Source organism: Halanaerobium praevalens DSM 2228 (genome assembly GCF_000165465.1).
In the GTDB taxonomy this organism is placed as follows: Bacteria; Bacillota; Halanaerobiia; order Halanaerobiales; family Halanaerobiaceae; genus Halanaerobium; species Halanaerobium praevalens.
This window is the reverse complement of the sequence record NC_017455.1, coordinates 502,297-514,212: the sequence shown is the minus strand read 5'-3', so window position 1 is coordinate 514,212 and position 11,916 is coordinate 502,297. Positions and strand designations below refer to the sequence as shown.

The window sequence follows — 11,916 nt, the reverse complement described above, 5'->3', positions numbered from 1 at the left end:
TAAATAACGCCTGCAGCTTAATCTTTTATTTGTTTTAATCCTCATCTGAAAACACAGTTTGACCATCAATCTCAGTTTGAAGAGCAGCTAAAGCCTGCTCTACAATTGAGCGTCTTAAAGCTTTTTCTTCTTTTTGGCCTAAGTCAGGGTTTCCTAAAGGATAAGGAATTGCAACTGCTGGTACAATTCTGTTTGCACCTACAGTTTTAGAAATAGGTACTACTGTTGCCACATGAACTACTGCCAAACCAGCTTTTTCAATTTCTTTCACCATTGTTGCACCGCAACGTGTACAGGTACCTCAAGTAGAAGTTAAGACAACTGCCTGAACCCCATCAGAAATTAAATTTTCAGCGATCTCTGCTGCATAAGCTTTAGCATTAGCCACAGATGTACCATTACCAACTGTTGAATAAAACTTATTATGCAATTCTCCAATTACACCTTCTGCTTCCAAGTCACGCATTACATCAACTGGCAGCACTCGGTCAGCATCAAGATTAGCATAAACAGGATCATAGCCACCATGTGCTGTTTCATAATTTGCCTCATCAAGATTAGTTATACCTTCTAAACTATATTCTCCATATTTAGAAGCACTTGATGATTCAATATGATCTGGATTTCCTTTAGGTACAATACCTCCAGATGTAACAAGGGCAACTTTAGTCTCAGCCATATTTTCAATAGGATCAGCAGGATCTACTCGATCAAAAACTGGCATTGGATATTCTGTTTCAAAGTCTTTACCTTCTAATTTTGATAGAAGAATTTGAACAGCTCTAGCAGCTCCTCTTTTTTCAACAAAAACATTTTTGCGAACACCGCGAGCCAAATATCCTTCTACTTCTGGACTATCTAAATCTCCGTCTTTTTCCAGATAGCTTTTAACTAAAGCTCCCATTTCTGGCAAGGCATTTCTCATTCCTGCAGCAGAATCAGGAGTTTCTACAAAATAAGCATATTGTCTAAACATTTCATAACCTGGATTTTCTGGATAGATACCAGAAATAACATCTATTCCAAATTCAGCTTTTGCAATTTCAGCTACAGTACCACATGCTACTCCGTAACGACCAGCATTAAAGGCAGGTCCTGCAATTAATAAATCTGGCTCTATATCTTTTAACATTTTTCTAATTTCAACTTTACTTTTTTCTAAGTTTTCATTAAAAAATGTATCTCCACAAATAATTGTATTTACAATTTCCGCTTCATCACCGATCATATTATTTAGAGCAGCTCCTGGACCAACAGCTCCTTTTTCTAAGCGAGGAGCGATATCTGCCTTATCTTCGCCTCCAATTTGCCCAAAAAACTGGTTTAAATAGTGAACAATTTTCAGTTTATTACTCATGTCTGCCCCCTTTCTTAAGGGTCAATTAGATCCTTAAAGTTTATATTCTGAATACATATCCCTATATTTTTTAACTTCTTCTGTAATAGCATCTACATCTATTACCATTTCCATCATACTTATCTGTTCTTCATATACTTCTGAATCAATTTCTTTTTTAACTTCTGCTTCTACAACATGGTAACACGCGAGTCCCAACTGGACTCCTGCTAGTGGACCAGCAAAGGTTGGATCTCCATTAGTTACTGTTTCACAGGCTAAGCCAGAAGCTTCAGCTTCTGCACCACCTAAGATAACTACTAGATTTTCCGCTCCTTCTTTTTCAGCAAGATCTTTTATTCTCTGCTGATTTTCTAGATCCATAGCGCCTGCGCTTGTTCAGACGAAGCACTCAGTTGTAGTAAAAACTACTTCTGCGCCAGTTGTTTCAATACATTCTTCAATTGCTGGCCCAGGAATTCCATCTCTATCTCCTAAAATTGCAACTTTTTTTCCTTTGAGCATTATCTTACACCTCCGTATATTTTTTATGAAAATTCTTATTATTATTTTTAAAAATTTAATTTTAAGTTAATAAAATCTTATTTTTTAATATGCTTTAGCTGTTAAATTATGAAATCCTAACTCATTTGTTGAACCTGTAATTGCCTGAATTTCAACTGAAATTGAACCGTCTTCTGCTAAACTACCATCAAAGCCACCAGCAATAACATCAGCAAAGTTTTGATGACCAATAACTTTATCCATTGGTGGTAAAGTTATTACTTCATTAGCATTCCCTGCAGTTACAACTGCATCAGCAGATGGATCAGCATCAGCTAAAGACTGAGAAGCACCATCCCGCCCTGCATATTCATCAGTTAATAAAACAGTTTTAATCTCTTTAGCAGCTAATTTTTTGCTATTCATAATTAAATCTGCATCAGGATTACCAAAACCTTCTTCTGATACTATAGCTGCATCTAAACTTAACATTTCAGCTAATTTAGCAGTATAATTAGAAGATCTTTCTTTGTCAGCTAAAGTAACATTTTCATTTGTAATTATTACTCCCATAAAATTATATTTTTCTCCATGATATTTATATAATTCTTCGATAATTGGGTTGTTTTGATGAACATAAGTTGCATTTTTATCACAAGCTGAAACACAATTACCACTTAAAATTGCTCCATCCATAATCTCAGTTGGAGAAATTAAAGTTGGCAAAATTTCTTTAGCATCAACTCCATAAACATAAGTATCATGCATTAAGCCCTGACTTTGGAGCATATAGACATAGCCTACTTTAGGCAAATCGGGATATTCAGCTGCAGCTTCTAAAAATGGTTTGTGTTCATAAGTCTCTAACTCATCAGGTTCAATATCTTGAGCAGCTTTACCTAAATAACTTGCTGTTTTTAAACCAACCATTCTTAAAATTTCTTCATGTTCATGCTGTTTAATATCCTCTTTCACATCACAATCAACAACTAGATTATGAAATTTAGAAAAAGGTGTATATTCAGCCCCAGGACCTGACATATCAATAATTCCTTCCTGAAAACCAACAATTTCACCTGTAGTTACAACTGCAGCCCCTTTAAGTACATGAGTTCTACCTGAGCCCACCATCTCTTCACTACTGATAAAGCCGGGAAATACTCCACCTGGACCTTCAACTTTAACTCGAGGTTCAATTACATCTTTAACTGGAATAATTCTTACTTTATCTCCAGGATGAACTATATCTAAATTAATATTTGTAATTCGACTATCTTCACCTATAATTTCTAATAGTTCTTCCTGGTTAATATAGAGAGTAGAATTAGCAACCTTAGTTTCCTCAGCAAATTGAATATCTTCAATTTTAATTTTACCTAATTCTAATTGCATAAACTCACCTCCTTTTTCTAATTAAAGCATTTCCTTTAAAGTTTTTTCAATATCTTCAACTTCTAAGTCATCACCAGAAAGATGTTCTACTTTTTCTCCATCCTGATAAAAAACTATTGAAGGTAAGCCTAAAACTTTTTGACCAATAGCAAGTCTTCTATTACCTTTAATATTTAATTTAGCGAATTTAGCACTATCAGCATATTTTTCAGCTAATTCTTTAACATCAGGCATAATTTCCAGACAGCGATCACAACTATCACTCCAAAAATCAACTACAACTAGACCTTTACTTTCAGTTACCTCTTTTTCAAAATTTTCTTTTGTTAATTCTAACATTAGTTTTCCTCCTTTCTTAGACTAATTTTTTATTTTTCAGAGCAGAATCAATTAAAGTCAGATCAATTATCTGATAATCCTCTTTAATCTTTTGTGAATATTCCCTCTTTTTGTGGTTTTGGTTAAACTGTTTTAATTTCTGAATAGCTCTTTCTATAGTCTTTAAACTATAAAAATCTAATTTTTTAGCTGGAGCTAAAATTATACTCCGATAAGGATTCTGAGCTGGCTTCACACTACCTGCTAAAGGATGTGAGATCAATTTCCAATTTTGATGAATCAAATCTCGACTTTTACTATAAACAGCAAAGAGGTCATCCACAAATTCAAGTTCAATCTTTTTAACTCTTTTTTTTAGCTGAGGATTATTTGTAATAATAATTGGATCTTGCATTAAATTCTCCTTTCTGAAAACAAAAACAGAGCAGCAATGAGAAATTAAACTCATTACTGCTCTGTCCGTAAACCTGAGAGATTATCTGTATAAAACAGACTGCTCCGTCGGTGTTTTTAAAAAAACAAACTTTCCAGAGTTATGTCCAGATACGGTCCTTTTACCTGAGAGTTTCAGCTTTTATTTTGAGCAAATAAAAACCTTACTCCTTCGGCGGCATAAAATTATGCTCTCTCCTGTATCCTTCAACCATGATATTTGTTTAAAAATAATTTTTTCACATATTTTATTACAGTCTTAGTATATATAACAGTTAAATATTTGTCAAGCTATTTTTCAGAAATTTACAAAATAATTTATATTTCCCAATTTTATAATATTAATTTATATTATTAATAAAATTTGCTTATAAAATTATTTAATGTTATAATAATTCAGAAATCTAAAAAATACTAATTGAGGTGAATTTAATGTTAAAAAAATCAGAAAAAATTGCTGAAACAAGAAAAACTGCTGAAGATTATTTTAGAAGAGGAGATTATTTCTGCTCTGAAGCTGTAATTACAACGATTAATAATGCTTTAGGTCAACCTTTTGATCCTGCAATTGTTAAAATGGCTTCAGGCTTTCCAATTGGAATTGGTAAGTCGAAATGTTTATGTGGAGCTGTTAGTGGAGGTGTGATGGCCCTTGGTTTAGCTTATGGAAGAGAAAAACCGGGAGCTGAAATGCCTGATTCTTTTCCGAATAATGCAGCTCTACATAATTATATAATCAATACTTATGGTTCAACCTGCTGTAGAGTTTTAACCAAAGATTTTCCTGATTTCAAATCAGAGGCTAGAGCTAAACACTGTATTCAAATCACAGGTGAAGTTGCTGCCTGGGTCATGGAAAATTTTATTGAAAATGGAGTTGTTGAAGTAGAAAATGAATAAAATGAAAAAGCTTATTAAAAATACCCCTTTGGTTATTTCTGGCTTAATGTTAGGTTTAGCTGGCTTAGGAAATTTAATTGCAGGTTATAATCAAAATTATAAAATAGCGGCTGGTCTTCTAGCAGCATTTATCTTATGCTTATTAGCTGCCAAATTTTTATTTTTCTGTCCTAATTGTTTAAAAGAAATAGAAAATCCTTTAATTGCTAGTGTTTGTTTAACAATTCCAATGGCAATCATGATTTTAACTACTTATATTTTAAGCTTTGCTCCTGTTTTAGCTAAATTGCTTTGGTATACAGCAATTATTTTACATGCTCTTTTCATTATCTTATTTTCAATTAAAATTAGCAAAAATTTTAATCTAAAAAAAGTTTTTCCGAGCTATTTTATAGTTTATGTAGGTATAGTTGTAGCAAGTGTGACAGCACCTGCTTTTAATAAGCTTCAACTAGGACAACAATTATTTTACTTTGGTTTTATTTCTTATTTAATCTTAGTTCCAATTATTAGTTATCGAGTTTTTATTATAAAACAAATACCAACACCAGCTTTACCGACAATTACAATTTTTACGGCTCCAGCTGGACTATGTTTAGCAGGATATCTTAGTTCATTTCCAGAAAAAAATATCATATTATTAAGCTTTTTAATTTTTTTAAGCTTAGCTTCTATAATTCCAATTATTATTTATTTACCTAAGATGCTAAAAAATGGATTTTATCCTAGTTTTTCTGCTTTTACTTTTCCTTTTGTAATTACAGGGATTGGTCTTAAAATGAGTAATTTTTATTTAACAAATAATTTTGATTTAAATTTTTTAAGCTATCCAGCAAAAATTATAGAATTTCTAGCAATTTTCTTAGTTGGTTTTGTTTTAATTAGTTATACTAATTTTTTAGTAAAAAAATCAGTTTAATAATCAAAAATTAGCCGAGGGAAATTTCCTTCGGCTTTTTTATTAAAAGCAAACACTTTATTAAAATTAATTAAGCATTTTTCTCATTTTTAGAAATTCAAATATACTAAAATCAATTGAGAAAAAATAATCTGATATTTCTCGAGTAGTTTTGGACTCTGCAAATTCTCTTAAATCTTTTCTAAAGGTATAAATTTCATCTAATTTATTTAATAAAATATCTAATATTTTAGCTTGAAAATGTTTATTCCTTTCAGCTTCTACAATATCTATACATTTTTCTCTACTAAATGCCTTTTTATAAACTCGTTTAGAAGCTAGAGCATCAAATACATCTGCCAGTGCTACAATCCTTGCTTCAAGTGGTATTTCTTCTCCCTTAAGCCCTTGAGGATAACCACTACCATCCCACTTTTCATGATGAAAATAGGCTATTTGATAAGCCATATTTAAGACATCTGTTTTAGAACCAGCTAAAATTTTAGCTCCCATTTCTGGATGATTTTGCATAATTTTATATTCTTCAGCAGTTAATTTACCGGGTTTTTGTAAAATTGAATCTGGTATTCCAATTTTACCAATATCATGAAGTAAAGCAGCAAAAAATATATTTTCAATGTCTAGTTTAGATGCACCTAGTTCTCTATAAATTATAGCTGCCGTGAAACCAATTCTCAAAATATGAAAAATACTATCCTCATCTCTAAACTCAGCTGCCTCACATAATTTTTGCATAATTTCTCGACTAAGTTCTTGATTATTAACTGCCATTTTATTTAAACTTATCTCTTTTTCTTCTAAAGCCCTTAATTTAGTTTCTAATTCAAACAGAGAATCATTAACAAATAAAGAAATTAGCTCTTCTAATTTTGGTTTTTGATTAGCTAATTGAGCTAATTCCCATCCATCTTCTAACAGAGCTATCTTTTTTTGCTTTAATATTTTTTGATAAAAAAGAGCTGATTCAACAGCTATTTGATTATCTAAAGTTAAAAAACCTTTAAACATCCGATAATCTTCTTTATTAATTTTTTGTTCCTCTTTTTCTTCTTTAGTTGCCAGCAAAGCTGAATAGTGAGGGTGGATTACAGTTACTGCCCATTCTTTTAATAAAGGGGAATCAGCTTTTAATTCAACAAATGTTGTTCTTGCAAAAGCTACTTCTGCATCTTCTGGAATATTTTTAGCAAAAATAAAAATTTGACGAGATAATTTATCTAATTCTAAATAACGATCTCTTTCTTCTAAAAAATATCTATAATCTTGAAATAAAGCATAAATATCTGCTTTTAAATTATACTTTTTAACTACTTTTTCTACTGAATGCGAAATCGCAACCATTGAAGCTTTAGTAAAAATTTCTGCTTCAAGTAAAGAATTATTACTTGCTAAACTATTATAGAGACTATTCATTTTAACACCTCCAATTTAAATTATAAATTAAATAAGTTTAAGAAGCAATAATTAAAAAACAGAAGAGATTGAAATCTCTTCTGTCTAAAAATTTAAATCAATGCTTCTAATAAGTTAACTGCTTTACTAACAGATTTTGGAGCATGAGTCTTAGCTCCTTTAAAATTTCTATCTTTTTCATTTTCATATTTCCCAAAACCATCAAGATCATAAGCTACCATCATTGATTTACCAATTGGCTTATCAATTACTAAAAACCATTCTCTAATTAATTCATGTTTAGGTGGTAAATAAACTAAATCAATATTAGGATGAGCTTTTAAATTAGCATCATTTTCTCCAAAGACATAAATTTGATCTGCATTATTTGCCATTTGATGATATCTATCCCAAATAGCTTCAGCCCTTGAAAGCTTTTGAAAACCAGCATAGATTTTAGCATCCTCACCTTTATTTAAAATTACTTTTTCCATTATGTAACACATTTTTTCTAAGTTTGGAATCTTAGTTTCAAATTTTAAAGAAAATGAACTAAGTTTATTTTCACTAGCCTTAGCTCCTAATTTTTCTGTACTACCTTTAATCTCACCAAATATTTCATTATATAAAGATAATTTTTTCATTTGACCACTCCTAAATTTTAAATATTAATTTTTCTTATTTTAACAAAGACTAAAAAAGTAATTAAAGCAGTTACTGAACCCTTTATTAAATTAAAAGGTAAAATACTAAGAACAAGATAACTAAAAAGATCATCAACAAAGGGATTAACAGCTGCTGTGATTTCGATAATTTTGCTTAAAGGTAAAGCTAGTATTTTTTCGTAAAGCGGAATTATAATTATCAAATTAACAAAAACTGAAGTAACTCCCATTACAAATACTGCTACTACAGCTGAAAAAATAAAGTTTTGTTTCTTTTTTTTATATAAATAAGAAGCTGTACCTACAAAGGCTGCTCCTACTATAAAGTTAGCTAATTCTCCTATGCCAAAATTAGAGCTAATAAAAAAATGAAGACAATTCTTAGCAAAAACTACTGTTATAGCTGCTGCTGGCCCAAATAAATATCCCAGCAACATAGCTGGGACTTCACTAAAATCTATTTTTAAGAAAAAAGGAAATAGAGGAATATTTAGAGAAAAAAGCATAATAATAAAAGCTAAAGCGCTAAAAATAGAAATTAAAACTAATTTTTTTAAATTCAATTTATTTACTCCCTTAAACTAAATAGATATTTAATCAAAACTTTTTTTGGTATAAATTATTTTTTCTCCTCTTTCTGTAATTGCTGCAACTCGAGTTTGATTAGAATTAAATCTTTCTCGAAAAAATTTAGTTATTTCATAATTATCAGCAAAATGAAGTGGTATAAAAAGTGCTGGTTTAATTAAATCAATAAAATATTCTCCAGCTAAATAATAATATTCTTCTAAACGTGGATCAACAGGAACAAAAGCAATATCTATTTTTTTACCTTTAAGTTTATCAACTTCTCTTTTATATTCCCTTTCTTCTCTTTTTTGAACTTTTTTACTAAATTTTTTCCAATTCCACCAATTTAAATCTCCAGCGTGAAAAATACTTAACTGATCTATTTCTACTAAAAAAGAAACTCCTTCATCTGTACTACCATAAGTTTTTAAATCAATATTTTCTAAGCTTAATTTTTCATCTTTTTCTAACTGGTATAATTTTTTTTTATTTTTTAAATTAGCATTTAGCTCTATTCCTGAATCTAAAATATAAGTGACTTGATCACAATATTTTTCCCAATCAAAAATAACCTTATTATAATGATCATGATGACCATGGCTAACAAAAACAAAGGCTTGATCTATATTTTTAAAACTTTCTTTTCGAATAACCCCTTTTTCAAGTGAGCTTTTGATACCTTTTTGAGCGGCTGGCTCATCTTCATAGTAATCAAAGATAAGTAATTTATTCTTTATTCTAATTGCTGTACCACTGTGAAATAAATGATATATTTCTGCCTGCATAATATCAACTCCTATGAGTTAATTTAACAAATATAATCTTTTTTATCAAGTACTTTATTTACAAATCTAATTTATTAATAAAACCTTTTTTAAAACAGTTAAGATTAGGCTTAAATAAAATAATTTAGTTAACTAAGCAAATAAATTTGATCCATAAATTCCGATTTAAATTTAGCCGGAGTTTTCTGGCAAGCTGCGGCTCTCTCAGCAGCTAAAGAATAATAATAGACCGCTGTTTGGCTCAATTCATATAAAGATAAATCAAGTTCCTTAAAAGCTGCAGCAAAAACTCCTAAAGTCGCTCCCAACATACAACCAGTACCTACTACTTGAGCCATTAATTCATGGCCTCTATTTATTTTTTGGAATTGATTTTGATCAATAATCAAATCAACTTTAGAACTAATTACAACTACTACCTCTAAATTCTGGGAAAGCTTTTTAGCACTTGCAATAATTTCTTTATATTCTCCAATTGATTCCACCCCACTCATCTGAGCTGATTGGCCTGCTAAAAATGAAATTTCAGCTTTATTACCTTTGATTATTGCAATATCTAATTCTTTTAATATTTTTTTAGCAGCTTCTGCTCTAAACTTTGTCGCTCCAACCCCAACTGGATCTAAAATTATAGGAATCTTTAACTCATTTGCCCTTTTACCAGCTTTAAGCATTGCTTTTAATTGCAGTTTTGATATAGTTCCTAAGTTTAAAACTAAGGCAGAAGCATTTTCTACCATCTCAGCTGATTCAGCTGGAGCTGGCGCCATCACTGGTAGAGCTCCCCAATTTAAAGTCAAATTAGCACAATCATTGGCAGTCACATTATTTGTAATCTGATGAATCAAAGGCCTTTTCTTTTGCAAAATTTCTTTTAGCTGTTTTAAGTTAGCGGCCATCTCACTTTCAAAAAAATTATTTGCTTTCATTTTAAATTCCCTCCCTTAATCTTTTTTTAGCAGTTTGAATAATATTTTTAAATTCTTTAGTTTCTGCTTTAACTTTTTTAGCTTTAGTTAAAGCACTGATCACAGAAATACAATCCGCTCCACTTTTAATCACCTCAGCAGCATTTTCTTTATTTAAACCGCCAATAGCAACTAAGGGTAACTTTGTTGTTTTTCTAATCTCATTAATTTTAGCTAAACCAATTCCATTTTTAGCTGAATTAAGTTTTTTAGACTTTGTACTAAAAACTGCTCCAACTCCTAAATAATCTGCTCCCCCAGCTTCAGCCTCTTTTATCTCTGCTGGCTTCCAAGCTGAAATACCAATTATCTTATCTTTACCCAAAACTTTTCGAGCAGCTTTAAGCGGTAAATCACTCTGACCTAAATGAACTCCATCTGCATCTAAGGCTAAAGCTAAGTCAACCCGATCATTGACTATAAACTTTATTTTCTGCTTTAAACAAATTTCTTTTATTTTTTGACCAAGTTTAAACTTTGCTCTTAAACTTAGGTTTTTATCCCGCAGTTGAATTACATCAACTCCAGCTGCTGCAGCCTCCTTAACAATTTCTAAGCTTTTTCTACCAGCTGATAAACTTTGTTCAGTAATCAAATAAAGATCCCAAGCTTTTATTTTCATTTTAACTCCTTTCTTAAACCCTAAAATATCAATATAATTAAGTTTAGCTATTTTAACTTCCAAAAATGATTAATTGGACCCTGACCTGCTCCAACTTCAAAATTATTTTCTATTGCTCCACTAATAAACTCTTTGGCCTTTTCTACAGCAGTTGGCATTTCCATTCCTAAAGCTAAATTTGAAGCAATTGCTGCCGAAAGACTACAACCAGTTCCATGTGTATTTTTAGTTTTTAAATAAGGAGCCTTAAATTCCCAATATTGAGAACCATCATAAAGAAGATCTTGAGCAACTTTATTTTTAGCTGCTTGAGGGTTATGACCGCCTTTAATTAAAACATAACGACTTCCATATTTTATTAGTTCTTGAGCTAAAGCATAAGGATCATTTTTTTGAACACCTTTTAAATCCGCTAAAACCTGAGCCTCATCCAAATTTGGAGTAATAATTTCTGCTAAAGGAAAAAGTTTTTCTTTATAGGTTTTAACTGCTTCTTTTTTTAAAAGTAAATCACCACTTGTGGCTACCATTACTGGATCAACTACCAAATTAGTAAGGGAATATTTTTTAACTTTAGCTGTCACTACTTCAATTATTTTAGAATTAGCCAACATTCCTGTTTTTAAAGCTTCAAATTTTAGATCTGTCAAAACTGATTCAAGTTGAGAACAAACTGCTTTTGAGGAAAGTGTTTTTACATCCTGAACTCCCAAAGTGTTTTGGGCAGTAATAGCTGTAATTACTGAAGCAGCATAAATTTGATGAACAGTCATTGTTTTTAAATCTGCTTGAATACCTGCCCCACCACCTGAATCAGAACCAGCTATAGTTAAAGCTTTTTTCATTTTGATCACTCCTTTAAAAATATCAAAAAATTAAGCTTAAACTCAATTAAGAATTTAAACTTAATTTTAGTTTTTATCTAAAACATTCAAAGAAAACTCCATCTAAACTACTGTATTAGGTGGAGATGAATTTAGATAATATTTGTAAGGTTCAACACCTATTCCAGTTAGTATGATATAATATTAATTACAAGGTTATAAAAATAGTAATGCTAACTCACAACCTGAGTTCAGCCCCTTGTCGTAA

The 11,916-nt window shown here is 30.7% G+C and carries 14 protein-coding genes and 2 riboswitches; of the genes, 2 read left to right on the top strand and 12 right to left on the bottom strand.

Going from position 1 to position 11,916, the window contains the following annotated elements:
- Window positions 1–34: 34 nt before the first annotated feature.
- From grdB to HPRAE_RS02265, 5 genes are all read right to left on the bottom strand, one after another.
- Window positions 35–1,357: a glycine reductase complex selenoprotein B gene (gene grdB, locus HPRAE_RS02290; RefSeq protein ID WP_083787837.1), complete on the bottom strand. Its 1,323-nt coding sequence runs from the start codon at window positions 1,355–1,357 to the stop codon at window positions 35–37.
- 33 nt (window positions 1,358–1,390) lie between these two features.
- Window positions 1,391–1,861 carry a glycine/sarcosine/betaine reductase complex selenoprotein A gene (gene grdA, locus HPRAE_RS02285; protein ID WP_083787835.1) on the bottom strand — a complete coding sequence of 157 codons (471 nt, stop codon included), beginning with the start codon at window positions 1,859–1,861 and terminating at the stop codon, window positions 1,391–1,393.
- Between the two features lie 84 nt (window positions 1,862–1,945).
- Complete coding sequence (locus tag HPRAE_RS02275) at window positions 1,946–3,232, bottom strand: glycine/sarcosine/betaine reductase component B subunit (RefSeq protein ID WP_014552637.1); 1,287 nt, start codon at window positions 3,230–3,232, stop codon at window positions 1,946–1,948.
- Between the two features lie 21 nt (window positions 3,233–3,253).
- Window positions 3,254–3,571: a thioredoxin TrxA gene (gene trxA, locus HPRAE_RS02270; protein WP_014552636.1), complete on the bottom strand. Its 318-nt coding sequence runs from the start codon at window positions 3,569–3,571 to the stop codon at window positions 3,254–3,256.
- A 16-nt stretch (window positions 3,572–3,587) separates the two neighbouring features.
- A complete protein-coding gene (locus HPRAE_RS02265; RefSeq protein WP_014552635.1) occupies window positions 3,588–3,965 on the bottom strand; it encodes a GrdX family protein in 378 nt (125 codons plus the stop codon).
- 59 nt (window positions 3,966–4,024) lie between these two features.
- Window positions 4,025–4,104: riboswitch (glycine riboswitch) on the bottom strand.
- A 3-nt stretch (window positions 4,105–4,107) separates the two neighbouring features.
- Window positions 4,108–4,214, bottom strand: a riboswitch (glycine riboswitch).
- Between the two features lie 221 nt (window positions 4,215–4,435).
- On the opposite strand from HPRAE_RS02265, the gene HPRAE_RS02260 reads away from it, so the two are divergent.
- Window positions 4,436–4,903, top strand: coding sequence for a C-GCAxxG-C-C family protein (locus tag HPRAE_RS02260; RefSeq protein WP_014552634.1), 468 nt, complete (start codon window positions 4,436–4,438; stop codon window positions 4,901–4,903).
- Complete coding sequence (locus HPRAE_RS02255; protein WP_014552633.1) at window positions 4,896–5,822, top strand: TDT family transporter; 927 nt, start codon at window positions 4,896–4,898, stop codon at window positions 5,820–5,822. Before HPRAE_RS02260 ends, HPRAE_RS02255 begins: the two co-directional genes overlap by 8 nt.
- Window positions 5,823–5,888: 66 nt before the next feature.
- On the opposite strand, the gene HPRAE_RS10860 is transcribed toward HPRAE_RS02255, so the two are convergent.
- From HPRAE_RS10860 to thiD, 7 genes are all read right to left on the bottom strand, one after another.
- Window positions 5,889–7,235, bottom strand: coding sequence for an HD domain-containing phosphohydrolase (locus tag HPRAE_RS10860; protein WP_014552632.1), 1,347 nt, complete (start codon window positions 7,233–7,235; stop codon window positions 5,889–5,891).
- 92 nt (window positions 7,236–7,327) lie between these two features.
- Entirely contained in the window at window positions 7,328–7,858 is a 531-nt protein-coding gene (locus HPRAE_RS02245) for a DICT sensory domain-containing protein (RefSeq protein ID WP_014552631.1), read from the bottom strand.
- Between the two features lie 17 nt (window positions 7,859–7,875).
- Window positions 7,876–8,442, bottom strand: a complete 567-nt coding sequence (locus HPRAE_RS02240; protein WP_014552630.1) for an ECF transporter S component — start codon at window positions 8,440–8,442, stop codon at window positions 7,876–7,878.
- A gap of 30 nt (window positions 8,443–8,472) precedes the next feature.
- Complete coding sequence (locus HPRAE_RS02235) at window positions 8,473–9,234, bottom strand: MBL fold metallo-hydrolase (RefSeq protein WP_014552629.1); 762 nt, start codon at window positions 9,232–9,234, stop codon at window positions 8,473–8,475.
- A gap of 128 nt (window positions 9,235–9,362) precedes the next feature.
- Complete coding sequence (gene thiM, locus HPRAE_RS02230; RefSeq protein ID WP_014552628.1) at window positions 9,363–10,163, bottom strand: hydroxyethylthiazole kinase; 801 nt, start codon at window positions 10,161–10,163, stop codon at window positions 9,363–9,365.
- Window position 10,164: 1 nt separating this feature from the next.
- Entirely contained in the window at window positions 10,165–10,824 is a 660-nt protein-coding gene (gene thiE, locus HPRAE_RS02225) for a thiamine phosphate synthase (RefSeq protein WP_014552627.1), read from the bottom strand.
- A gap of 47 nt (window positions 10,825–10,871) precedes the next feature.
- Entirely contained in the window at window positions 10,872–11,669 is a 798-nt protein-coding gene (thiD, locus tag HPRAE_RS02220; RefSeq protein ID WP_014552626.1) for a bifunctional hydroxymethylpyrimidine kinase/phosphomethylpyrimidine kinase, read from the bottom strand.
- Window positions 11,670–11,916: the final 247 nt, after the last annotated feature.